The 22673-nt window shown below is 74.4% G+C and carries 25 protein-coding genes; 8 read left to right on the forward strand and 17 right to left on the reverse strand.

Going from position 1 to position 22673, the window contains the following annotated elements:
- Positions 1–189 precede the first annotated feature (189 nt).
- From Ae505Ps2_RS03940 to ddaH, 3 genes are read right to left on the reverse strand one after another with little or no spacing between them, the layout of a single operon-like run.
- The gene (locus Ae505Ps2_RS03940; RefSeq protein ID WP_020624973.1) at positions 190–924 is read right to left on the reverse strand and encodes a phosphoglyceromutase; all 735 of its coding nucleotides are present in this window, start codon (positions 922–924) and stop codon (positions 190–192) included.
- 17 nt (positions 925–941) lie between these two features.
- A complete protein-coding gene (rocD, locus tag Ae505Ps2_RS03945) occupies positions 942–2162 on the reverse strand; it encodes an ornithine--oxo-acid transaminase (RefSeq protein WP_075309962.1) in 1221 nt (406 codons plus the stop codon).
- On the reverse strand, positions 2159–3064 hold the full coding sequence (ddaH, locus tag Ae505Ps2_RS03950; protein WP_349289817.1) for a dimethylargininase: 906 nt from the start codon (positions 3062–3064) through the stop codon (positions 2159–2161). The genes rocD and ddaH overlap by 4 nt, the downstream gene beginning before the upstream one ends.
- 8 nt (positions 3065–3072) lie before the next feature.
- On the opposite strand from ddaH, the gene Ae505Ps2_RS03955 reads away from it, so the two are divergent.
- Together Ae505Ps2_RS03955 and Ae505Ps2_RS03960 are read left to right on the forward strand one after the other, a co-directional pair.
- Positions 3073–3513, forward strand: a complete 441-nt coding sequence (locus Ae505Ps2_RS03955; RefSeq protein ID WP_212567607.1) for an Lrp/AsnC family transcriptional regulator — start codon at positions 3073–3075, stop codon at positions 3511–3513.
- Between the two features lie 63 nt (positions 3514–3576).
- Positions 3577–4089, forward strand: coding sequence for a VOC family protein (locus Ae505Ps2_RS03960; RefSeq protein ID WP_075312749.1), 513 nt, complete (start codon positions 3577–3579; stop codon positions 4087–4089).
- 114 nt (positions 4090–4203) lie between these two features.
- Here the strand turns inward: Ae505Ps2_RS03960 and Ae505Ps2_RS03965 are convergent, their stop codons facing one another.
- Together Ae505Ps2_RS03965 and gabP are read right to left on the reverse strand one after the other, a co-directional pair.
- Positions 4204–4968, reverse strand: a complete 765-nt coding sequence (locus tag Ae505Ps2_RS03965) for a GntR family transcriptional regulator (RefSeq protein WP_075553416.1) — start codon at positions 4966–4968, stop codon at positions 4204–4206.
- Between the two features lie 46 nt (positions 4969–5014).
- Positions 5015–6418 carry a GABA permease gene (gene gabP / locus Ae505Ps2_RS03970; RefSeq protein WP_075309960.1) on the reverse strand — a complete coding sequence of 468 codons (1404 nt, stop codon included), beginning with the start codon at positions 6416–6418 and terminating at the stop codon, positions 5015–5017.
- 123 nt (positions 6419–6541) lie between these two features.
- On the opposite strand from gabP, the gene Ae505Ps2_RS03975 reads away from it, so the two are divergent.
- A complete protein-coding gene (locus tag Ae505Ps2_RS03975; RefSeq protein ID WP_075553417.1) occupies positions 6542–7174 on the forward strand; it encodes a TenA family protein in 633 nt (210 codons plus the stop codon).
- Here the strand turns inward: Ae505Ps2_RS03975 and Ae505Ps2_RS03980 are convergent.
- Positions 7162–7596 (reverse strand): hypothetical protein, encoded by a 435-nt coding sequence (locus Ae505Ps2_RS03980; RefSeq protein WP_075309958.1) that lies wholly within the window; start codon positions 7594–7596, stop codon positions 7162–7164. The two genes, Ae505Ps2_RS03975 and Ae505Ps2_RS03980, sit on opposite strands and share 13 nt — an antisense overlap.
- Before the next feature lie 83 nt (positions 7597–7679).
- On the opposite strand from Ae505Ps2_RS03980, the gene Ae505Ps2_RS03985 reads away from it, so the two are divergent.
- The gene (locus tag Ae505Ps2_RS03985) at positions 7680–8639 is read left to right on the forward strand and encodes an FAD-dependent oxidoreductase (RefSeq protein ID WP_075309956.1); all 960 of its coding nucleotides are present in this window, start codon (positions 7680–7682) and stop codon (positions 8637–8639) included.
- A 119-nt stretch (positions 8640–8758) separates the two neighbouring features.
- Here the strand turns inward: Ae505Ps2_RS03985 and Ae505Ps2_RS03990 are convergent, their stop codons facing one another.
- Complete coding sequence (locus tag Ae505Ps2_RS03990) at positions 8759–9202, reverse strand: VOC family protein (RefSeq protein WP_075309954.1); 444 nt, start codon at positions 9200–9202, stop codon at positions 8759–8761.
- Between the two features lie 113 nt (positions 9203–9315).
- Between Ae505Ps2_RS03990 and Ae505Ps2_RS03995 the strand changes: the two genes are divergently transcribed.
- Both Ae505Ps2_RS03995 and Ae505Ps2_RS04000 read left to right on the forward strand, forming a co-directional pair.
- A complete protein-coding gene (locus Ae505Ps2_RS03995; protein ID WP_075333925.1) occupies positions 9316–10302 on the forward strand; it encodes an AraC family transcriptional regulator in 987 nt (328 codons plus the stop codon).
- A 30-nt stretch (positions 10303–10332) separates the two neighbouring features.
- The gene (locus Ae505Ps2_RS04000; protein ID WP_075309950.1) at positions 10333–10770 is read left to right on the forward strand and encodes an SMI1/KNR4 family protein; all 438 of its coding nucleotides are present in this window, start codon (positions 10333–10335) and stop codon (positions 10768–10770) included.
- Positions 10771–10899: 129 nt separating this feature from the next.
- Here the strand turns inward: Ae505Ps2_RS04000 and Ae505Ps2_RS04005 are convergent, their stop codons facing one another.
- Together Ae505Ps2_RS04005 and Ae505Ps2_RS04010 are read right to left on the reverse strand one after the other, a co-directional pair.
- Complete coding sequence (locus Ae505Ps2_RS04005; protein ID WP_075312747.1) at positions 10900–11289, reverse strand: VOC family protein; 390 nt, start codon at positions 11287–11289, stop codon at positions 10900–10902.
- Positions 11289–11621 carry a metalloregulator ArsR/SmtB family transcription factor gene (locus Ae505Ps2_RS04010; protein WP_198932228.1) on the reverse strand — a complete coding sequence of 111 codons (333 nt, stop codon included), beginning with the start codon at positions 11619–11621 and terminating at the stop codon, positions 11289–11291. The genes Ae505Ps2_RS04005 and Ae505Ps2_RS04010 overlap by 1 nt, the downstream gene beginning before the upstream one ends.
- Before the next feature lie 54 nt (positions 11622–11675).
- On the opposite strand from Ae505Ps2_RS04010, the gene Ae505Ps2_RS04015 reads away from it, so the two are divergent.
- Positions 11676–11903, forward strand: coding sequence for a hypothetical protein (locus tag Ae505Ps2_RS04015; protein ID WP_139318911.1), 228 nt, complete (start codon positions 11676–11678; stop codon positions 11901–11903).
- A 62-nt stretch (positions 11904–11965) separates the two neighbouring features.
- Here the strand turns inward: Ae505Ps2_RS04015 and Ae505Ps2_RS04020 are convergent, their stop codons facing one another.
- The 4 genes from Ae505Ps2_RS04020 to Ae505Ps2_RS04035 form a co-directional block, all read right to left on the reverse strand.
- Positions 11966–12154: a hypothetical protein gene (locus Ae505Ps2_RS04020; RefSeq protein ID WP_075309946.1), complete on the reverse strand. Its 189-nt coding sequence runs from the start codon at positions 12152–12154 to the stop codon at positions 11966–11968.
- 168 nt (positions 12155–12322) lie between these two features.
- Positions 12323–13900: an AMP-binding protein gene (locus Ae505Ps2_RS04025; RefSeq protein WP_075553418.1), complete on the reverse strand. Its 1578-nt coding sequence runs from the start codon at positions 13898–13900 to the stop codon at positions 12323–12325.
- A gap of 196 nt (positions 13901–14096) precedes the next feature.
- Complete coding sequence (locus Ae505Ps2_RS04030) at positions 14097–15437, reverse strand: solute carrier family 23 protein (RefSeq protein WP_075309942.1); 1341 nt, start codon at positions 15435–15437, stop codon at positions 14097–14099.
- The gene (locus Ae505Ps2_RS04035) at positions 15434–16552 is read right to left on the reverse strand and encodes an aryl-sulfate sulfotransferase (protein WP_075333927.1); all 1119 of its coding nucleotides are present in this window, start codon (positions 16550–16552) and stop codon (positions 15434–15436) included. Before Ae505Ps2_RS04035 ends, Ae505Ps2_RS04030 begins: the two co-directional genes overlap by 4 nt.
- A gap of 91 nt (positions 16553–16643) precedes the next feature.
- Between Ae505Ps2_RS04035 and Ae505Ps2_RS04040 the strand changes: the two genes are divergently transcribed.
- Positions 16644–17222 carry a helix-turn-helix domain-containing protein gene (locus Ae505Ps2_RS04040; RefSeq protein WP_075309938.1) on the forward strand — a complete coding sequence of 193 codons (579 nt, stop codon included), beginning with the start codon at positions 16644–16646 and terminating at the stop codon, positions 17220–17222.
- A 3-nt stretch (positions 17223–17225) separates the two neighbouring features.
- Here Ae505Ps2_RS04040 and Ae505Ps2_RS04045 read toward each other — a convergent pair whose 3' ends face one another.
- The 4 genes from Ae505Ps2_RS04045 to Ae505Ps2_RS04060 form a co-directional block, all read right to left on the reverse strand.
- Positions 17226–17708, reverse strand: a complete 483-nt coding sequence (locus tag Ae505Ps2_RS04045) for a YbjN domain-containing protein (protein ID WP_020625459.1) — start codon at positions 17706–17708, stop codon at positions 17226–17228.
- Entirely contained in the window at positions 17705–18979 is a 1275-nt protein-coding gene (mshA, locus tag Ae505Ps2_RS04050) for a D-inositol-3-phosphate glycosyltransferase (protein ID WP_075309936.1), read from the reverse strand. The genes Ae505Ps2_RS04045 and mshA overlap by 4 nt, the downstream gene beginning before the upstream one ends.
- A complete protein-coding gene (locus tag Ae505Ps2_RS04055) occupies positions 18976–21588 on the reverse strand; it encodes a hypothetical protein (protein WP_170917010.1) in 2613 nt (870 codons plus the stop codon). Before Ae505Ps2_RS04055 ends, mshA begins: the two co-directional genes overlap by 4 nt.
- A 227-nt stretch (positions 21589–21815) precedes the next feature.
- Complete coding sequence (locus tag Ae505Ps2_RS04060; protein ID WP_349289818.1) at positions 21816–22649, reverse strand: DUF3027 domain-containing protein; 834 nt, start codon at positions 22647–22649, stop codon at positions 21816–21818.
- Positions 22650–22673: the final 24 nt, after the last annotated feature.

Here is a 22673-nt window from a genome sequence, read left to right on the forward strand (position 1 = left end):
TAGGCAGCCGGGGGTACCCCCTGACCAGCGCCGGACACCGGATGGTGACGCCCGCGACCCCTTCGCGCGACACTGTTCGGTCCCCGTTCACCGTGGGTTCAGCGAACCCCGCCCCGACACCCCCAGGGTCACCTTGGAGGCTGAGAGCGCCACGAGGGTGACCCTGGGAGCACGACGGGATAGGCGCGGTCAGCGCCCCTGGTTCGCCACCCCGGCGATGGCCTCCTGCGCCGCGGCCGGGTCGAGGTAGCGCCCGCCCGGGTTCGTCGGCGCCAGGTCGTCGTCGAGGTCGTAGACGAGCGGGATGCCGGTGGGGATGTTGAGGCCGGCGATGTCGGCGTCGGAGATCCCGTCGAGGTACTTCACCAGCGCGCGCAGCGAGTTGCCGTGCGCGGCGAGCAGCACGACCTTCCCGTCGCGCAGGTCCGGCACCACGGCCTCGGTCCAGTACGGCAGGAACCGGTCGACGACGTCGGCCAGGCACTCGGTCAGCGGCGCGTCGACACCGGCGTAGCGCGGGTCGGCGTCCTGGGAGAACTCCGAGCCCTTCTCGATGGGCGGCGGCGGGGTGTCGTAGGAGCGGCGCCAGAGCATGAACTGCTCCTCGCCGTACTGCTCCAGGGTCTGCTTCTTGTCCTTGCCCTGCAGGGCGCCGTAGTGGCGCTCGTTGAGGCGCCAGTCGCGCCTGACCGGGATCCAGTGCCGGTCGGCGGCGTCGAGGGCGATGTTCGCGGTGGAGATGGCACGACGCAGCAGGGAGGTGTGCACGACGTCCGGCGCGACGCCCGCCTCGGCCAGCAGCTCGCCGCCGCGGCGGGCCTCGGCCTCGCCCTGGGAGGAGAGCGGCACGTCCACCCAGCCGGTGAACAGGTTCTTCGCGTTCCAGTCGCTCTGACCGTGACGCAGCAGTACGAGGGTCGGCATGGCGGACAGCCTGCCACCTACCCGCGGGAAAGGTCTCCGAGCACGTCCCCGAACGTGTCCACCAGCACGTCGACCTCGTCGTGGGTGACCACCAGCGGCGGGGACAGCCGCACCGTCACGCCGTGGGTCTCCTTGGCCAGCACCCCACGCCGGGCGAGCGCGACGCACACGTCGCGGCCGGTGCCGATCCGCGGGTCGACGTCGACGCCGAACCACAGCCCCACCCCGCGCACGGCGGTGATCCCGGGCAGCGCGCGCAGCCGCGTGTCCAGGTGCGCACCGAGCTCGCGGGCCCGGGCCTGGTACTCCCCCGTCGCCAGCAGTGCGCACACCGCGGACCCGACGGCGGCGGCGAGCGGGTTGCCGCCGAAGGTGGAGCCGTGCTCGCCGGGGCGCAGCACGCCCAGCACGTCGCGCCGCCCGACGACGGCGCTGACCGGCACGATCCCGCCGCCGAGCGCCTTGCCGAGGGTGTAGAGGTCGGCGCGCACCCCGGACAGGTCGGTGCACAGCGTCGCCCCGGCCCGGCCGAGCCCGGACTGGATCTCGTCGCAGACCAGCAGCACGTCCCGCCGCTCGGTGAGCTCGCGGACCGTGCGCAGGTAGCCCGGCGGCGGCACCAGGACCCCGGCCTCGCCCTGCACCGGTTCGAGCAGCACCGCGACGGTGTCGTCGGTGAGCGCGGCGGCGAGCGCGTCGGCGTCGCCGTAGGGGACGCGGTCGAAGCCGGGGGTGAACGGGCCGAAGTCGTCGCGGGCGACCGGGTCGTCGGAGAAGGAGACCACCGTCGTCGTGCGCCCGTGGAAGTTCCCCGCGGCGACGACGATCCGGGCCGCCCCCGGTGCCACGCCCTTCACCCGGTAGCCCCAGGCGCGGGCGATCTTGACCGCGGACTCGACGGCCTCGGCGCCGGTGTTCATCGGCAGCACGGCCTCGGTGCCGGTCAGGGCGGCGAGGTCGCGCTGGAACCCGGGCAGGCGGTCGTTGTGGAACGCCCGCGCGGTCAGGGTCAGCGTGTCCAGCTGGGCGTGCGCGGCCGCGGTGAGCGCGGGGTGGCGGTGCCCGAAGTTGAGCGCGGAGTAGCCGGCGAGCGCGTCGAGGTAGCGGACGCCGTCGACGTCGGTGACCCAGGCGCCGTCGCCGCGGGACAGCACCACCGGCAACGGCGCGTAGTTCGCCGTGCCGAACTCCTCGGCGAGGGCGATCTGCCGGTCGGTGCCCGCGACCACGGCGGTCACGACCGCAGCTCCAGCGTGGCGCACTTGATCCCGCCGCCGCCGCGGCGCAGCTCCGAGGTGTCGACGCCGACGGTGCCGAACCCGCGCGCGGCGAGGTCGGCGGCGAACTTCTCGGCCTGCGGCGCGTGGACGACGGTGCGGCCGTCGGAGAAGCAGTTCAGACCCAGCACCGACGCGTCCTCGTCGGAGACGATCACCGCGTCCGGGAAGCGGAACCGCAGCACCTCCTGGGATGCGTCGTCGAAGGCCGCCGGGAGGTAGGCGACCGCGCCCGGCCCGCCGGCCGGGTCGAGCACCGCGAACGCCGTGTCGAGGTGGTAGTAGCGCGGGTCGACGAGCTGCAGGGACACGACCTCGCGGCCGAACACCTCCGCGGCCTCGGCGTGCGCACGCGGGTCGGTGCGGAACCCGGTGCCGGCGTAGACGGTGTCGCCGACGAGCAGCAGGTCGCCCTCGCCCTCGTTGACGTGGCGGGCCTCGTGCACGGCGAACCCTGCGGCGCGGAACCACGCGCCGTACGCGGGCCCCTCGGCGGCGCGCTCGGTGTGCCGGAACCGGGCGGTCAGCGCGGTCCCGTCGATCACGGTGCCGCCGTTGGCGGCGTAGACCATGTCCGGGTAGCCGGGCAGCGGGTCGACGAGCCGGACGTCGAACCCGAGGTCCCGGTAGACCGCGTGGAGGGTCTCCCACTGGGCCAGCGCGAGCCGGGTGTCGGTCGCCTGCTCCGGACGCATCCAGGGGTTGATCCGGTAGCTCACCGTGAAGTGCTCGGGGCGGCACATCAGCACAGAGGTCATGTGCACAGCATGGCGCGCACACCCCGTGCGTTTCCCGGCATGGAGCGCACGATCCGCGCGTGCTGCATCGGTTCTGAGCCGGATCCGGGCGCACCGGGCTAGCATCCGGCGTCGTGGACGGGATCGACGCGATCGACCGCAGGCTGCTGGACCTCCTGCGGGTCGACGGCCGGGCGAGCTGGGCGGACCTGGGCGGGCGGGTGGGCCTGTCGGCGTCGGCGGTGCGGCGCCGGGTGGACCGGCTGACCGCCCGCGGCGTGGTGCAGGGCTTCACCGTGCAGGTGGACCCGGACGCCGAACGGACCCCGGGCGTGGCGGCCTACGTCGAGCTGTTCTGCCGCGGCACGGTCGCACCGGCCGAGCTGCAGCGGATGCTCTCCGCAGTGCCCGAGGTCGTCACGGCGGGCACGGTGACCGGGGAGGCCGACGCACTGGTCCTGCTGCCCTCGCGCGACGTGCAGTCCCTGGAGGACGCCCTGGAACGGCTGCGACTGGCGGCGAACGTCGACCACACCCGCTCGGCCGTCGTCCTCACGTGGCTGGTCACCCGTTGAACTCGCCGGGGCACGGGCGTACCGTATGAGTTGAGAGTTCAACTTCTTTCGATGGAGACCGGGATGCCCGTCCAGCGCCTCAACCACGCCGTCCTCTACGTCCGCGACGTCGCACGCAGCGTCGACTTCTACCGCGACACGCTCGGCTTCCGCCCCGTCGTCGAGCTCCCCGGTGGCCGTGGCGCGTTCCTGCAGGCCGAGGGGTCGACCAACGACCACGACCTGGCCCTGTTCGGGATCGGCGCGCAGGCCGGGGCCTCGCAGGCGGGTCGCGGCACCGTCGGGCTCTACCACCTGGCGTGGGAGGTCGACACGCTCGGCGAGCTCGCCAGGATCGGTGAGCAGCTCCAGGCGGCCGGGGCGCTGGTCGGCGCCTCGGACCACGGCACCACCAAGGCGCTCTACGCGCGGGACCCCGACGGGCTGGAGTTCGAGGTCTGCTGGCTGGTCCCGGCCGCCCTGGTCGACGGCGCCGACGACCACGACATGCGCATCGAGCCGCTCGACCTCGCGGCCGAGATCGCCCGCTACGGCGCGGACACCCGCGGCGGGATCGGCGTCTCGGTCCCGGCCTGAGGCCCTCCGACCCCGGCCCGGGTCACTCCGGTTCCGGCGTGCGGCGTTCCGATCCCGGCCCACGGCGCTCCGGTTCCGGGTGCGGCGTTCCGGCCCCGGTCCGAGGCGCCCTGGTCAGTTCGGCTCGTTGAGGTCCACCCGGTAGCCCGAGCGGGCCGAGAACTGGGCGGTGACCGAGAACCGGTCGCCGCGGACCAGGGTGTGCCGCCACTCCACGGGACGCCCGGCGGACAGGCCGAGCCGCTCGATCGACAGCGCGGCGACGCCCTCGTCGATGCCGAGCAGCTCCCGCTCGCCGTGCCCGGGCAGCACCGCCCGGATGTTCTCCATGCCCCCGTCGACACGGATCCCGCAGCGGCGCCGGTACTCGGGGTAGATGCCGGTGTGGGTGAAGTCGACGTCGAGCAGGGGCGCCGCCAGCTCCTCGGGCAACCACACCCGGTCGACGGCGAGCGGCTCGGCGTCGGCGAGCCGCAGCCGCTCCAGGTGCACCAGCGGCGTGGACTCCTCCAGTCCCAACCGGGCCGCGACCACGCCGTCCGCGCGGACCTCGAAGGTCCGCACCACGCTGCGCTGGGTGCGCCCGGCCGACTCGACCGCCACGTAGAGCGAGTACGGCTCGTCGAGCGGCTGCTCGATCTCCGAGCGCACCGTCGGGCGGGCGACCCGCCCCCGCCCGGCGACGACGGCGCCGTCCTCCCGCAGCCGGCGCAGCGCCTCCCGCACGGTGTGCCTGCTGACCGCGTAGTCGGCGGCCAGCGCGAACTCGCCGGGCAGTGCCTCGTCGAACTCGCCGTCGGACAGCCGGCGGCGCAGGTCCGCCAGCAGCTGCTGCCACAGCGGCATCGCGCCGTTGCGGACCAGTGCTCGCGCCGTCATCGCCCACCCCCTTCGCGCGTGATCACCGTAGGCGAGCGCCGCGGGCTCACCGCACGGCGGCCCGCGTGTGACGCCGGGTGAGCAGCACGCCGACACCCACGACGACGGCCGCGATGAGCCCGGTCATGCCCAGTTCGAAGCGCGAGCCCTCGCGGGCGGCCATGTAGACGAGCACCACCGGGATCACGACGATCACCGCCCAGGTGAGCACCGGGTAGGCCCACATCCGCACCGGCATCGCGACGCCGTCGCGCTCCAGGACCCGGCGCATCCGCAGCTGGGACACCGCGATGACCAGGTAGACCAACAGCGCGATCGCGCCGGAGGTCGCGAGCAGGGTCGTGAAGACCTCCTCGGGGAAGGCGTAGTTCGCGATCACCGCGACGAACCCGACCAGCGTCGACCCGAGCACCGCGAACCGCGGCACACCCTGCGAGGTGGTCCGGTTGACCAGGCCAGGGGCCTGCCCGCGGCGGCCGAGCGAGAACAGCATCCGCGAGGCGGTGTACAGCGCCGAGTTCAGGCAGCTCGCGACGGCGACGAGCACCACCACGTCGACGATGAGCTTGGCCGACGGCACGTCCAGCGCCTCCAGCGCCGCCTGGTACGACCCGACCGCGGGCAGCCGCGGGTCGTTCCACGGCACGATCGCGACCACGAGCAGGATCGAGGCCAGGTAGAACACCGCGATCCGCCAGATCACCGAGCGGGTGGCCCGGCCGATCCCGCGCGCCGGGTCGCCGGACTCCGCCGCCGCGATCGTGACGATCTCGGTGCCCATGAAGCTGAACATCGTCACCAGCACCGCGGCGACCACCGCGCCCGGCCCGTTCGGCAGGAACCCGCCCTCGGACACCAGCCGGGACAGCCCCGACACCGACGAGTCGTCGCCGACGAACCCGGGCAGCAGGCCCAGCACCGCGAGCACCCCGACGACGATGAACGCGATGATCGCGACCACCTTGAGCAGGGCGAACCAGAACTCGAACTCGCCGTAGTTGGCGACGGAGAACAGGTTGGTCACCGTCAGCAGCACGGTGACGGCCAGCGCCCAGCCCCACTGCGGCACCCCGGGCAGCCACGAGTTGAGGATGAGTGCGGCGGCCGTCGCCTCGACCGGGATGACGAGGACCCAGAACCACCAGTACAGCCAGCCGACGGTGAACCCGGCCCACGGCCCGATCGCCCGGTCGGCGTAGGTGGAGAACGAGCCGGAGTCCGGCTGCGCGGCCGCCATCTCGCCGAGCATCCGCATCACCAGCACGACCAGCGTCCCGGCGAAGAGGTAGGCCAGCAGCACCGCGGGGCCCGCGGTGGCGATCGCGCTGCCGGAGCCGATGAACAACCCGGCGCCGATCACCCCGGCGATGCTGATCATGGTGACGTGCCGGTCGCGCAGCCCCGCCCTCAGCTCGCCACCGGCCTCCGGCCGGTGCGCGGTCTCCGTCATGGCGCCTCCCCCTCCTCGGTGCCACAGCCGGCGGTGGCCGGTGCGATGCGCAATGGTCACCCGGGCGTCGCCCGTTGTCACACCCCGGGGAGGTCTCCGGGGGTGACGCCTAGCCTGGGCGGCATGGGATTCAGCGCGCAGCTGCGGGAGTCGACGGCCGCGATCTGGGACGCGGCGGTGGGGCACCGGTTCGTCGAGGAGCTGTGGTCCGGCGCCCTGGACCGCGGCGTGCTCCGGCACTACCTGGAGCAGGACCTGCAGTTCGTGGACTCGTTCCTCGCGCTGCTCGGCGCCGCCGTCGCGACGGCCGACCGGCCCGGTCCGCGGGTCCGGCTGGCCCGTCAGCTCGGGCTGGTCGCGGGCCCGGAGAACGACTACTTCGAGCGCTCGCTCGGTGAGCTCGACGGGAACGCCGAACCGGAGCGGGCCGCGCCGACCGTCGGGTTCGTCGACCTGATGGGCGAGGCCCGCGACGCCGGGTACGCCGAGACCCTGGCGGTGCTGGTCGTCGCCGAGTGGCTGTACCTGGACTGGGCGACCCGGCCGGGCGCGGCCACCCCCGACGACCGGATCTCCCGCGAGTGGATCGAGCTGCACCGCGGTGTCGAGTTCGAGGAGTGGGTCGCGTTCCTGCGCGACGAGCTCGACCGTGCCGCCGACCGGCTCGACCCCGCCCACCGCGAGCGGGTCGCGGCGCTGTTCGTGCGCGCGGTCGACCTGGAACTGGCGTTCTTCGACGCCGCCTACGCCGGCTGAACGCGGACGACGGCCTTCACGATCTGCGCCCTGGCGACGACGACGCCGGCGCAGACGGCGGTCACCGAGGTGAACGCGGACCGGCCGGTGCGCCGGTCGAGCGTTCCGCGGAACGCGACCTCCCCGCCCCGCGGGGCCTGAGCGGGCAGCGTGACCGCGGTGGACACCGACACCGCGTGCTCGGCCTCGGTGAGGTGCGGCAGGACGGCGAGCAACGCCCCCACCTCCAGCCCGACGGCCAGCGCACCGGCGTGCGCACCGCCCGCGCCGCCGTCGGCGAGCTCACCGATCTCGAACGCGACCCCGGCAGCCGGGTCGGCGTCGTCGACCGGCCGGGCGCCGAGCGCGGCCTGCAGCGGGACGGCGAGGACGAGTGCGACCCGGTGGGCCAGGGCCGGGCCGGTCAGCAGCGGTGCGGTCACCGGTCCGAGTCTGCGCGCCGGGGGTGATCGGGCGTCGACGTCCGGATGACGATCCGGGGAGAGCGGCTGCGAGGATCGCCGGCATGGGAGGCAACCGACGGGCCGTGGTGGTCGGCGCCGGGATCGCGGGCCTGAGCTGCGCGCTCCGGCTCCGGGAGCGGGGCTGGTCGGTCCGGGTGCTGGCCGACGTGCCGGTGGAGGCGTCGACGTCGCACCTGGCCGCGGCCGTGTGGTTCCCGACCCGGGCCGGGCCGCGGGACAAGGTCCTCGACTGGGGACGGCGCACCTTCGCCGAGCTGGCCCGTCAGGCGGCCGACGGCGTCCCCGGCGTCGTGATGCGGGAGTCGCTGACCCTCTACCGGGCGGAGCCGGAGCCGCAGTGGTGGGCCGACGCCGTCGGCGAGGTCCGGCCGGCCCGGCCCGACGAGCTGCCGCCCGGCTACGCCCACGGCCTGCGCTTCGCGGTGCCACTGGTCGAGATGCCGGTGCACCTGCCATGGCTGGCCGCCGAGGCGGGGCGGCGCGGGATCGCCCTGGAACGCCGGCGCGTCACCGCGCTCGACGAGGCCGGGCGGGACGCCGACCTCGTCGTGCACTGTTCCGGGCTGGGCGCGCGCACCCTGGTCGGCGACACCACGGTGACCCCGGTGCGCGGGCAGATCGTGCGCGTCACCAACCCCGGGCTGACGATGTCGGTCCGCGACGAGATGCACCCCGGCGGCCGCGCGTACGTGCACCCCCGCGCGCACGACTGCGTCCTCGGCGGCACGCTCGACGACGGCGTCTGGGACGCGACACCCGACCCGGCCGCCGGCGAGGCGATCCTGCGGCGCTGCCGCGACATCGTCCCGGCCCTGCGCGACGCCGAGGTCCTGGAGCATCTCGCGGGCCTGCGCCCGGCCCGCCCCGAGGTGCGGCTGGAGGCCGAGCCCGCCACCGCGACCCGCCCGCGGGTGATCCACGACTACGGGCACGGCGGCTCCGGCATCACCCTGTCCTGGGGCTGCGCCGACGACGTCGCGGATCTCGCCGACGCCGCCTGACCCCGGTCCGGACGTCCGCGGACGCCCGCTCGAGGCGGACGACCCGCCGTCGACGGGCAGGCCGCGGCGAACCGGCACGGAACCGGCGCCCGAGCCCGCCGGGTGATGATCGGGGGCCCTCACACGATGCAGAAGTCGTTGCCCTCCGGGTCGGCCATCCACAGGTGGTCCACATGGGGAGAACCTGGGGACAGGTGCTCCTCGACGACCCGCGCGCCCAGCGCACAGAGCCGCCTCGCCTCCGCGCCCAGCCGCTCGCCGCGCAGCTCGTCCGGCAGGTGCCGGCCCCCGGAGACCTGCAGGTCCAGGTGCAGTCGGTTCTTCACCGTGCGGGGCTCGTCGACCCGCAGGAACGAGATCCGCGGGCCCGCGCCCTCCGGGTCGCTGATCGCGGCGACGTCGCCCCACTCGTCGGCGGGCACCTCGTGGTGGGCCAGCCACGCCTCCCAGGTCGCGAACCCGGTCGGTGGCGGGGCGGGGGCGTAGCCGAGCGCAGCGCTCCAGAACTCCGCGAGCAGGTGTGCGTCGGCACAGTCGACGGTGATCGTCCAGGGAGTCGCCATGGGTGGAGGCTACGGCCGGACCCCGACGGTTCCGCGGCCGCGCGAGTCGCGCCGATGCCCGGTCACGGGGTAGCTTTCCGCTTCCGATCACCCGGTGCACCGGTGGAGGGCGAGTGAACGGTCAGCCTCCCGGCAACGGGGTGCGACGCCTGAGCTTCCGCATGGAGTCGGCGGCCGACGTCGAACGGTTCGTCGCGGAGTTCTACGGGGGCGCGGTGGTGCTGCCGGCGGGCGACGGCCGCGACTTCGAGGTGGGGAACGAGACCGTCGCCGCCCCGGGGTTCTCACTGAGCGACCTGTGGGTCACCGCCGAGATCGACGCGATGGTCGACCCGGTCGAGAACGAGTTCGTCGTCGATCTGGTGCAGGGCGGACGCATGCGCCTGGACACCGAGGCGTACGGCACCGTGCTGCTGCAGCCCGGTGACGTCGGGGTGCTCCCGCCCGAGGGCCGTTTCCGCGACCTCGCCGAGGACATCGACCTCGACGTCGTGGGCCTCGACCCGGCGGCCCTGGCCCGCTGGGCGGGGCAGGTGCACGGCGTCGCGACCGACCGGGTGCGGCTGACCGGGATCACCCCGCTGAGTGAGGAACACGCGCGCCGCTGGGCCGCCACCGTGGTGCACGTGCGGGACCGGGTGCTCGGCAACCCGATGCTGCTGGACGGGTCCGTCGCGCTGGACGAGGCGTTCGGACTGCTGGCGTCCCGGTTCCTGGAGACGTTCCCGAACACCGTGCTCGACGAGGTCACCCGCCGCGGGCCGGCCCGCACCCCGGCGCTGCCCGCCCGCCTGGTCCGCCGCGTCACCGAGCACCTGCGCGCGCACGCGCACCGTCCCGTCGACCCGACGGAGCTGGCCCGGCTGACCGGGGCCCCGGCCCGGACCGTGCTGGCCGGGCTGCGCCGGGCCGGGACCGACCCGGCCACCGTGCTGTGGCGCGCCCGGCTCCACGGCGTGCGCGACGACCTGCGCGCGACGGGCGACGCGACGGCGGTGGAGCGCATCGCGGGCCGGTGGGGCTTCGTCCGGCCCGGCGGGTTCCGGGTGGCATACACCCGCGCCTTCGGCGAGACCCCGGAGGAGACCGCGGGCCGCTGACCCGCCCCGTCGCACCGGTACGGTCGCCGGGTGTGGATCGAGCTGGCGCAGCGGCTGTTCGACGTCGTCGAGCCTGCCCGGCCGGCCTCCCCGGACGACGTCGATGCCATCGGCACCGAGCTGGGCCACGAGGTGCCCCCGGACCTGCGGGCACTGCTCCTCGAGACCGACGGACTGCACGGCCGCCACGGCGCCGCCCTGGTCCATCCGGCCCGTCGGATCGTCGACGACAACCTGGCCCTGCGCCGCGACCCCGGCCTCGCCGAACTCTACCTGCCCTTCGACCAGCTGATCTTCTTCGCCGACAACGGCGGGGGCGACCTGTTCGGCTTCCCGGCACTGCCGAACCGCCCGGAGGTGGTCGTGTGGGACCACGAGACCGACTCGCGCCACCGGGTCGCCGGATCGCTGCGGGACTACCTCACCCGTCGGGCGGGCGGCGACGGCGACGACTGGTACCGCCGCTGACCCACCACCCCTCGGAGAAGTGGTCACCCGCCGCCCCGACCGCCCGGACGACGTCGATCAGTACATGAGCGCTGTCCGGGCAGCCCTCGACAGCACTAAGGTACTTCTCGACGTGCCGGATCACGGCCGTCAGTAGGAGAACAACTGGATCAGGTTCCCGCAGGTGTCGTCCACGACCGCGATCGTCACCTCACCGGCGGGAGTAGGTCGTTGGACGACGGTCGTGGCGTGCTCCGAGACGAGCCGGTCCACCTCGGTCTGCACGTCGTCGACCTCGAAGGCCGCCAGCGGGATGCCGTCCTCGACCAGCGCCGTCTTGTAGGTCTTCACGGCCGGGTGCACATCGGGCTCGAGCAGCAGCTGCGGCCCCTCCGGGTCACCGGGGGCGGTGACGGTGAGCCAGCGATGCTCCCCGATCGGAATGTCGTGCTTGATCTCAAATCCCATCACATCGCAGTAGAACCGCTTCGCCTGGTCTTGGTCGTCGACATAGACATTGCAGTAGGACACCTTCGCCATCACGTCGCTCCTGGAGGCTCTGGCCAACGCTGCGCTATCTCACGCAGCGGGCGGGTATCGATGTCGTGGAACTTGTAGCGGCCCTGCCGTCGGACGGTGACCAGTCCGGCGTCCTCCAGAACTGCGAGATGCTGGGAGACGGCCTGCCGGGTCGGAGAAAAGCCCCGTTCGAGTAGCGCGCCACAGAGCGCGAACAACGTCTGTCCATCGGTCGCCGTGAGTGCATCGAGCAGCGCGCGCCGAGTGGGATCGGCGAGAGCCCGGTAGATGTCACCCACGTCCGGGACTATAGGCAAGTAGCAACTTGCCTGTCTAGAGCGGCGGCGGGCCATGCCCGGCGACTCCACCCACGTCGAGCACGGCGGCGGCGTCCTATCGTGGCGGCGGTGCCCGACCTGCAGCCCAAGCTGTACTACGGCCAGCCCGGCTACGCCCGTGGCGGCCCGGTCCTGGTGTTCTTCCGGAACGACGAGGGTCTGATCTCGTTCGCATTCACCGAGAAGGCGGCGTTCTCGACGTCGTCGCCGCTGGTCGGGTCGGGGTGGTTCGTGAACGGGATCTCCGCCGACGCGGAGAAGACGATTACCGCGATCGTGCAGGAGGCGACCGCCTGAGCCGGTCGGGAGCGCGCCGCACAGGCACGGCCGGATCTCAGGAGCGCCGGATCGGTGAAGCGCTACTCGATGTCGGCCCAGACGACGAAACCGCTCGTGCCGAAGACGACGTTGATGCGGTCGAACCGGCAGTCGTCCTCCCGCCACGCGTCCCGGGTGACGTCGCGGAACGCCCACCCGAGCGCCCCGGCCCACGCCCGTGCCTCACGAGGCGTGAGCCCCAGGAACTCGTCCGCGGTGTGCGTGGCCACCGTGAGAGTGTGGAGCGCGAGCGGCGGAACGGCCAGCGGTTTCGTCCGTCCACACCAGACTGCACCGTTCTGGACACCCCCGGGGCGCCCCGCACCGCCACAGACGACGGGACGGCGCCGTCCCCGCGTCCCCGCAGGTGACAACGCCGTCCCGGCCGTTCAGAAGGGTCAGGCCTGCTCGGTCTCCCGAGCCCGCAGGTCCTTCCGCAGGATCTTCCCCGCGGCCGACTTCGGGATCTGGTCGATGAACTCGACCACGCGCACCTTCTTGTGCGGCGCGACCCTCTCCGCGACGAAGGTCATGACCTCGTCCTCGGTCAGGTCCCCACCCGAGGACTGCTTCACCACGAACGCCTTCGGGACCTCCTCGCCGTCGGCGTCCTTGACCCCGATGACCGCGGTGTCGGCGATCTTGTCGTGGGTCAGCAGCAGCGCCTCCAGCTCGGCGGGCGGCACCTGGTAGCCCTTGTACTTGATGAGCTCCTTGACCCGGTCGACGATCGAGTAGACGCCCTCGTCGTCGACGACGGCGATGTCGCCGGTGTGCAGGTAGCCGTCGGCGTCCTTGGTGGCGTCGGTCACGGAGTCGTTGTTGAGGTACCCGACCATCACGTTCGGGCCCTTCACCCACAGCTCGCCGCGCTCGCCGACACCGACCTCCTCGCCGGACTCCGGGTCGACCAGCTTGCACTCGATGTTCAGCAGCGCGAAACCGGACGAGTTCAGGTCGAGGTCGCCGCGGTCGTCGGGCATGCAGTGGCTGACCGGGGACAGCTCGGTCATGCCGTAGCCCTGCAGCACGGTGCAGTTCAGCCGCTTGGCGACGGCGCGGCCGAGCTCGCCGTCCAGCGGGGCGGCACCGGAGAAGATCGTCTTCACGCAGGACAGGTCGAACTTCTCGACGATCGGGTGCTTGGCCAGCGCGACGGCGACCGGCGGGGCGATGTAGAGCCGGTCGACCTGCAGGTCCTGGGTGATGGTCAGGAACTGTTCGAGGTCGAACTTCGGCATGGTGACGACGGTGGCGCGCGCGTGCAGCCCCTGGTTCATCATCACGGTCATGCCGTAGATGTGGAAGAACGGCAGGAACGCCATGATCTTGGTCTCGCTGGTCACGTTGCCCATGACCTGGATCTGGAGCAGGTTCGCCACCAGGTTGCGGTGGGTCAGCACCACGCCCTTGGCCAGGCCGGTGGTGCCGGAGGAGTAGGGCAGCACCGCGGTGTCGGTCGCGGAGGTCGTCAGCTCGGGCGCCGGGGCGCCGGAGCTCACGAGGTCGCGCAGCAAGTCGTGGCCCTCGGTGGCGTCGATGGTGAGGACGACGTCCTCGGACAGCCCGGCCTCCTTCGCCCCCACCACGGCGCGGTCGAGGAACGGCGAGACGGTGATCACCATCTTCGCGCCAGAGTCCTTGAGCTGGTGGGCCAGCTCGCCGCCGGTGTACATCGAGTTCGCGCTGGTCACGATCCCGTTGGCACGCAGGATGCCGTGGAACAGTGCCGCCCACTGCGGCAGGTTGGGCGCGAACAGCGCGACGACGTCGCCCTTCCCGATGCCGCGGGCGGCGAGCCCACCGGCGATCTTCTCGACCAGGCCGTGGAACTCGGTGTAGGTCAGCTGGTCGCCGGTGGTGCCGTCGACGATCGCCGGCGCATCCGCCCGGTCGCCGAAGCCGTCGGCGAACAAGAACTCGGTGAGCGAGACGTCGGGGATCTCGACGTCCGGGTACGGGCTGCGCAACGACAAGGGTCGCTCCTTCGCGAGGTCCTACGGAACAGAGGCGACGCCGATCATCGCCCATGAGGGGCGGCCGTGCCAGGACCGCACCGCGGGACCGGCCGGGGCGGTCCGGTCCCGCGGAACGGGCCGGGACCGCTGCCGGACCGGAAGGCCGGTGGCGAGGTGCCGTGCGGGGCCCCGTCGGGCCGGGTGACCCCGCCGCTCACCCCTCCGGTCGTGGCTCCGTCCGTGGCTCCGCCTGCGCCTCCGGCCGCGTCTCCGGCCGTGGCTCCGTGCGACGCAGCAGGTGGTGGGCCAGGGCCCCGACCAGCGCGGCCATCGTCACGCCGCTGCCCAGGACGAGCCGCAGCGTGACCGGGAGCGCCTGGTAGACCGTCGGCATCAGGACCGGCAGCAGCCCGGCCGCCAGCGCGAGCGTCGCCGTCATCAGCGCCCGGTCGTCGCCGAGCCCGCTCCGGGCGACCATGCCGACGCCGAGCGCGGCGACCATCGCGAAGACCACCACACCCGCGGCGCCGACCACCGCGCTCGGCACGGCCGCGACCCAGCGGGCGACCGGGGCACACACGGACAGCACCACGAGCAGCACGGCCGTGCCGACGGTGACGTACCGGCTGCGCACCCGCGACAGCCGGACGATGCCGATGTTCTCGCCGCTGGTGACCATCAGCGGTCCTCCGAGGAGCCCGGCGAGCACCGAGGTGACCCCGTCGCCCCGCACGGTCCGGGTGACGTCGTGCCGGCCCACCGGCCGGTCCACCGCCTCGGCGGTGAGCACCGTCTGTCCGGCCGCCTCGGCCATCGCGCCGATCGAGAACAACAGCAGCGGCACCATCGCGGGCAGCAGGAGCTCCGGCGCGCCGAACGGGAACGGCTCGGGCAGCGCCAGCAGCGGACCGGGCGCCGGCGGGGTGATCCGCCCCGCGACCGCGGCCACCACGGCCCCGGCGAGGATGCCGAGCAGGACCGCGAGCCGGCTCAGGCCACCGGGCAAGACCCGATGGGCGACGACGATCGTGCCCACCGTGACCGCGACCAGCGCGAGCGCCCACGGCGACGGCCCCGTCGGGGTGTCCGACACGAGCCCAGCGTTGATCTTCACCAGGTTGACGCCGACGACGACGATCATCGTCCCCAGCACCACCGGCGGGAAGAACCGCATGAGCCGGGTGAACACCGGCGCCAGCACGACGACGGCCAGCCCGGTGACCACGACCGCGCCACTCGCCGCGGCCGGTCCCGCTTCCCGCGCGATCTGCGCGAACAGGGCCACCGCCGCCCCACCGGGCAGCATCACGAAGGGCAGCCGGGCCCCGATCCCGAACGGACCGATGGACTGCAGTGCCGTGCCGATCCCCGACACCAGCAGCAGCGCGGCGAGCAACCGGGCCCCGGCGGCGGCGTCGAGCTCCAGCGCGGCGGACAGCAGGAAGGCCGACGAGACCGGCCCGGCCACCATCACCAGCAGGTGCTGCACGGACAGCGGCGCCAGCACCCGCAGCGGCACCCGCTGCCCGGTCGGGTCGACCGTCGGCGCGCTCACCGGTCCAGCCAGGGCAGCTCGTCGGGGGCGTACCGGTAGGCCCGGAACAACGCGTTCGACGGCCCGGGGAAGTTCCGCCGGACCCGTTCGTCGGCGTAGGTGCCGATCTCGGGGAGCACGTACTCCCAGCAGACCCGGCCCTCCCCCGTCACCTCGAACAGCCTGCCGAACCCGGACTCGGTGATCAGGGTGTTGCCGCCCGGCAGCCGCTGGACGGCTCCCATGAACGGGGTGAAGAACGCCTCGGGCTGCGGGTCCCGCCAGCTCCACACGACCTCGTGCAGCTCGGGGTCCAGCTCGACCACCCTGCTGAAGGGGACGCTCTCCCCCGGCCGGAACACGCCATTGTCGAAGACCAGGACGTTGCCGTCCGGGAGCTCCTGGGCGTGGTGCTGCTGGGACACCGTCCCGGGCGCCGACCGGCGCAGGACCTTCCCGCTGGCCCGGTCGATCACGATCACCGCGGAGACCGACCGCAGGCTGGCGAGCACGGTGCCGTCGGCCATCGGCACGACGCTGTTGATCAAGGGCCAGTGCTCGCGCGGGTAGTGCGCCCCGAGCGGGTACTCGTCGGGGTCGAGGTGCTCGGCGGCGTGCCAGCGCCACGTCTCGGTCCCGTCGGCGTCGACCTCGGTGATCACGTCGGCGTACACCGCGCCCGCGTGCTCGGTGCCGGGGACGCCCCCGCGGACCGCCGCCGAGGCGGCCGGCCCGAGCTCCTCCAGCACCGTGTAGAGCACGCGGCCGTCGCCGAGGTGGTGCGCGTCGTGGTGGGCGAGCGGGTCGCGGTGCTCGCGCACGACGGTGCCGTCGGGGGCGAGCTCGGCCATCACCCCGCCGCGGTACTTCTCCCAGAACGGGAAGAGCTCCGGGCCGTCGGGATGCACACCGTTGTACGCCAGGTTCCCGTTCGGGAGGATCCGCGCGTGTCTGCCCGCCCGCCACGGTGGCCGCCACTCGTGAACGACGGTGCCCGCCATGTCCACCAGCCGCACCAGGCCGGTCTCCGCGCCACCCGCCGCCAGCGGCGTGTACAGGGTGTACCCGGGGAACGCGTGCTCCGGGTCGTGCTCGATCAGTCCGGTGCGCCGCCGTGCCAGCGTCCGCTGGTCCATGAGAACCTCCATCAGGGATCAAACTTTTGACATCAAAAGTTTGATCCAGTCCGGGCCGGGAGACCAGGCCCGTGTGTGAAAGGTGTGTGACATGTCAGGGCCTCAGGTGGGCGCCGTCGTCCGCGCGCTGCGCAGGGAGCGCCGTGCCACCCTCGCCGACGTGGCCGCGGCCAGCGGCCTGTCCGTCCCCTTCCTGTCCCAGGTGGAGAACGGCAGGGCCGCGCCCAGCATGCGGTCGCTGCAGGCACTGGCCGCGGCCCTGGACACCACCGCCGTCGCGCTGCTCTCGGCCGCGGAGGAGGCGGGCCGGGTCGACGTCGTCGCACCGGAGGACAACGCCATCGCCGACGGGGCGGGCCGGGTCCGCACCCTCGTCCGCGGGGATCGGCACCTGCACGCGCTGGAGTTCACCGGCAGCACGGGCCGCGCCGGGGACTCCTTCCGCCACCCGCACGACGAGCTGCTCTACGTCGTGCGCGGGACCGCGCGGGTCTGGGCCGGCGACGAGGAGTTCGAGCTCGCCGCGGGCGCCGCGTTGTACTGCTCCGCCGGTGTGGACCACCGCTGGACCGCCCTGACCGATGAGACCACCGTGCTGCTCGTGGGCATCAACGATCGGGCCAGGGTGTCGCTGCCGGCCGGCCCGCCGCGGGCGACGGACCGCCCGTGAGGGTCAGTCGTCGAACAGGTGCTCGAACGCCGTGAGGTTCGCCGTGGACTCGCCGTGTTCGGTACGCCAGGCGTACTCGCGGCGGATGGAGGAGGCGAAGCCCAGCTCCAGGAAGGTGTTGAAGTCGCCGTCGGCGGCCTCCAGCACCGATCCGAGGACGCGGTCGAGCTCGTCCGCGGTGACGGCGTGCCGCGCCAGCCGCCCGACGAGGTGGATGTCCCCGACCCGGTCCAGGCAGTAGTGCACGCCGTAGAGCTTGGCGTTGCGCAGCAGCATGAACCGGTAGACGCCCTCGTGGTTCTCGTCGGGCCTGCGGCACACGAACGCCTGCACCGCGAGGGTCTGTTCGCGCAGGATCAGCCAGGTCTGGGTCTGGAGCCGGGCCTCGCCGGGGAGGGTGACCAGCCACTGCCCTGGTCCACGGTGGACGTACTCGGCCCCGGAGTCGGCGAGCGCGGCCCCGATCCGCTGCTCCAGCTCGCTCATGCGTCCCCCCGTCGCCGCGCCGCGAACTCGGTGCGGGCCTCGTCGTAGGCGCCCAGCAGGGCGTCGGTCGTCCGGTCCCAGGAGAAGCGGTGCGCGTGCGTCGCCGCGGTCCGCCCCATCTGCTCGCGACGGCCCGGGTCGAGCGCGAGCTCGCCCAGCGCGTCGGCCCAGTCGGAGATGTCGTGCCCGGTGACGAGCAGCCCGGACCGGCCCTCGGCGACGGCGACCGGCAGCCCGCCCACCCGGGTCGCCACCACCGGCGTCCCGCAGGCCTGGGCCTCCAGCGCGACCAGCCCGAACGACTCGTTGTGGCTCGGGACGGCGACGACGTCGGCCGCCCGGTAGACCGTCACCAGCTCGTCGCCGGCCCGCGGCGGCAGGAACCGGACCAGATCGGTGATCCCCAGCTCGGCGGCCAGCTCGTGCAGCGAGGTCGGCTCGGCCAGCCCGGACCCCGACGGCCCGCCCGCGACGAGCACGACGAGGCGTTCACGCAGCCCCGGTACCCGCGCGACCAGCTCGGCGGCGGCGCGCAACAGCACGTCGGGGGCCTTCAGGCGCTGGATGCGCCCGACGAACGCCAGCACCACGGCCCCGGCCGGGAGTCCCAGCTCGGCGCGGGCCGCGGCCCGGTCGCCGGGCCGGAAACGGTCGGTGTCCACCCCCGGCGGGATGGTGACGGTGCGGTGGGGGTCGGCGTCGTAGAGGTCGAGCAGCTGCTTGGACTCGATCTCGGTGTTCGCCACCAGCCGGTCCGCCTCCGCGACGACCTGGTCCTCGCCGATCACCCGGACCCGCGGCTCGGGGGTGTCCCCGGCGGCGAGCGCGGCGTTCTTGACCTTGGCCAGGGTGTGCGCGGAGTGCACCAGCGGCACCCCCCAGCGGTCCCGGGCCAGCCACCCGACCTGGCCGGACAGCCAGTAGTGGGAGTGCACGACGTCGTACCAGCCCGGGTCGTGGCGGGCCTCTGCCCGCAGCACCCCGGCGGTGAACGCGCACAGCTGGCTCGGCAGGTCGTCCTTGCCGAGCCCCTCGAAGGGGCCCGCGGCGACGAACCGGACCGTCGCGCCCGGCTCCAGCTCGACCGTCGACGGCTGCTCCGACGACGTGGCGCGGGTGAAGATCTCCGCCTCGACGCCGCGGCGGGCCATCCGGATCGCCGTCTGTGCGACGTAGACGTTCATCCCGCCGGCGTCGCCGGTGCCGGGCTGCTCGGTCGGGGAGGTGTGCACCGACAGCACCGCGACACGTCGGGGCAGTCGTTCACTCACCCGAGCATCCTGACACGGCGCCGGAGCGCCAGCGCAGCCACCAGCGCCCGCAGCGGGTCGGCGGCGTGCCAGTCGTCGCCGCGGCCGGGCCACGCCGGGACGGTCACCGTCCCGCCGTCGTGGAGGTCGACGACCAGCTCCTCGTGCCGGTGCAGCCGCCCCGGGGGCGCGGGTTCCCCCAGCGCGGCCAGCGCCGCGGCGACCTCGGGGTCGGCCGTCCACGGGCCGGAGGTGCCGGTGCCGCGGGCCGTCCCGGCGACCCGGTCCGAGGCCAGCGGCACGTCGAGCAGCTCCGCGAGCGCGGCCGGATCGGGCCCGCCGGGGACCGCGGGCACCGCGTCCAGCGCGGGCAGCACCCAGGGCGCGTCGAGGACGACGGCGCGGTCGGTCGGCGCGACCTGCCCGGTCACCGTGCGGACCCGGTCCGGCGGGTCGACGTCGTCGAGGTCCACCCGCCCGTCGGCGACGGCCGCGGCGAGCGCGGCGTAGGCGGCCGCGGCGACCTCCCCGCTCACCGTGCGGGCCGGGTCGGCCAGCCGGTCGAGCAGTTCGACGACCTCGTCCGGCCCGTCGACGACGACCCGGTCCCGGACCCCGACCGCGGTGAGCACCGCGTCGTCGACGCCGGGCAGGGCCGCGACCTCGTCGTAGAGCCCGGCCAGGCCGGTCGCCGAGCGCAGCCGCCACGTGCTGGGGAGCCGGCCGTCGAGGCGGACGTGGCGCGACAGCCACCAGGCGGTGTAGCCGGTGAGCAGCGCAGCCCGGGTGTCGCGGTCGGCGGCGAGCAGGGCCAGCGCCGCGGGCCAGCGGTCGTCGGCGACGAGGTCGAGGTCGCGCACGGCGGGCGGGGTGTCACCGTCGTCGGGGTAGTGCTCGCCGTCGTGCAGTACGTCGGGGTCGAACGGGACGACCGTGAACCGGTCCAGCACGCCCGCGGCGACCAGGGCGTCGCGGGACACGTCGGCCCACTCCGGCCCCAGCACGCCGACCGGGGCGTCCGGGTCGAGCAGGTCCCGGACGGCGGCGTCGGGCAGGACGAGCTCGTCGGCGCGGGCGGGGCGGCCGTCGTCGTCGGTGAGCGCCAGGGACCCGAACCGGGGGTCCGGCGCGGCGGCGGGGGTGTCGAGCAGAGCGAGGACGGCACGGGCCGCCGCGGTGGTGTCCAGGCCGGCCTCGGCGTCGTCGACGGACCGCTCGACGGCCGCGTGCAGGGCTGGGGCGTCGAGCAGGGTGTCGCGGTCGGCGTCGGCGGCACCGAGACGGCGCAGCAGCGGGTGGACGGCGTCGGGGTGGGCGATCCGCAGCTCGGGGAGCGCCGTCACGGCGGCCGGGGCGTCGCCGTCGGGGAGCAGCACCGAGGCGGGCCCGGGCACCAGACGACCGTCGACGAGCGGGACGGGCAGCGCGCCCAGCTCGGCCGCCAGCCCCGGGACGGTGTCGACGGCCGGGGCGAGGGCCGCGTACAGCTCCCGCCACCAGCCGGGAGCCGCTTCGACGCCGGTCAGCCGCTCGGCCAGCGCGGCCGCGCCGATCCGGTCCACGCCGAGCGCGGCGGGCGGGACGACCCCGGACGCGACGAGCCGGGAGAACGCCGGGTCGCACGCGGCGAGCAGCTCCGCCACGCCGTCGCCCGGGACGTCGAGCCACTCCGCCCGACTCGGCGCGAACAGTCCCGCGTCGTCCTCCCCCACCCCCGGTGCGGTGCCGGTGGGGGATGCGGCGGCGGGGAGCCACGGGGTGTGGGTGAGGGTGGTGAGGAGGGCGTCGCGGAGTCGGCCGTCGAGCGGCGAGCGCGGGAAGCCCGGCTCCGGCACCAGCCCGGCGCGCTCGGCGGGGTCGACCCGCCGGACGAGGTCGGCGTAGGCGGCCGCCGCGGCGTCGACCAGCACGTCGACGGCCGGGTCGTCGGCACGGATCCGGCGGCGGTCCGGGTCGAGCGGGAACGGCGCGATCAGCCGGGCGGGCAGCGACAGCTGCTCGGCGCTGCGGGTGGGGGCGTGCAGGACCTCGCCGTCGTCGGGTCCGTACGGGGCGGGCCGGTCGCCGCGCAGTCGCAGCGCCCAGCGGACGCCCGCGTCCCCGGTGACCAGCAGGTACCCGGTGTCCCCGACCCGCACCCGGCCGTCGCCGAGGTCGGTGCGGGCGACGGTCACCGGGCCCGCGGTCACCGACTCCAGCCCCGGGAGCGCCAGCAGCAGGTCACCGGCGGTGCGGGCGAGTTCGTCGAGCAGGTCGCGCGGGTCGATGCCGGGTACCGGACGCAGCCGGACCTCGGTGGCGAACCCGGGCGGCGGCGGCTCCTCCTCCGGCGCGGGCCAGGCCAGCCGCAGCACCGGCACCCGGGCGTCGCGGGCCAGCTCGGCGGCCGCCTCACCGCCCAGTGCGGCCACCTCGACCGCGGTCCGGGCGGCGGAGAACGCGACGCCGCCCGCGGCGGTCACCAGGCGCGGCGCGGTGCAGACGGCGAGGACCGCGGCGAACCCGACGCCGAAGCGGCCGGTGGTGCCGGCGGTGTCCCGCTTGGCCGAGGCCCGCAGCGCGGCGAGCGCGGCGACCCCGGCGGCGTCGAGCGGGGCCCCGGTGTTGGCGACGCGCAGCTCACCGTCCACCACGACCGCCCGGACCCGGCCGGGCAGGTCCGCGGCGAGCGCGGCGTCGGCGGCGTTCTGGAGCAGCTCGGCGACCCAGGTGTCGGCGTAGCCACCGCGGCGCAGGTCGTCCTCGGCGTTGACGTCCTCCCGGAACCGGGTCGGCGACGACGACCAGGCCGTCAGGACCCCGTCCCGCAGCGCCGCCGTGCCGAACGGGTCGGTGCCGCCCGCGACGACGGTGGAGCTCAGGACCCGACCGGCTCGAGGTCGACGCCGTCGTCGTAGACCAGCGCCGAGACGTGGACCGGGGAGCCGGACGGCTCGGTGACCGAGGAGTGCGCGCCACAGCCGAACTCGACGGCGACGACCTGGGCGTCGGCCGGGGAGGAGCCGTTCGCGCAGACCCCGAACACGCCGTGCAGCGACCCGGCGAGCGGCACCAGGAACCCGCAGGTCCCGCAGGACGCGGGCGCGGACCGGGCGAGGTCGGCGCCCGGGCCGCGCTCCCCGTCCTGCCAGCGTTCGGCGGCGGCGATGCGGCCCTCGTAGGACAGCACCCGTTCGCGGCCGAGCCCGACCTCGCGGGCGAGCGCGTCGACGGCCGGGTCCCCGGAGTCGACGTAGCCCGGCACCAGGCGCGGGTCGTCGGCCGGGGTGGGCAGCAGGTCACCGGGCTTGAGGTCGCCGGGACGCACGCGCTGGTCCCACGGCACCCAGTCGGGGGCGACGAGCGCGGTCGAGCCGGGCAGCAGCACCGACTCCGAGACCGTCACCGGCCCGTCGTCGGCCGCGGCGGCGACGGTGACCGCCCAGCGCCAGCCGCGGTAGCCGGGCAGGTGCGCGGCGAAGGAGTGGGTGACCGAGCCGTCGTCCTCGACGGTCGTGCCCAGGTGCGCGCCGACGGCGGCCACGGCCGCGTCGGCCCCCAGCTCGTCGGCCGCCTCCTCGACGGCCGCGGCCCGCGCCTCGTCCACCGCGTCGAACAGGTGCGACGGCGCGGGAGTCACCCTGGGCTGCGGCGTCTCCGCCCGCTCGTCACCGCAGTCGCCGACCTCGACACCCACCTCACCAGTGCTCACCTCACCAGTGTGCCACCCGCGCCC

Origin of the sequence: Pseudonocardia sp. Ae505_Ps2 (genome assembly GCF_001932425.1) — a bacterium.
In the GTDB taxonomy this organism is placed as follows: Bacteria; Actinomycetota; Actinomycetes; order Mycobacteriales; family Pseudonocardiaceae; genus Pseudonocardia.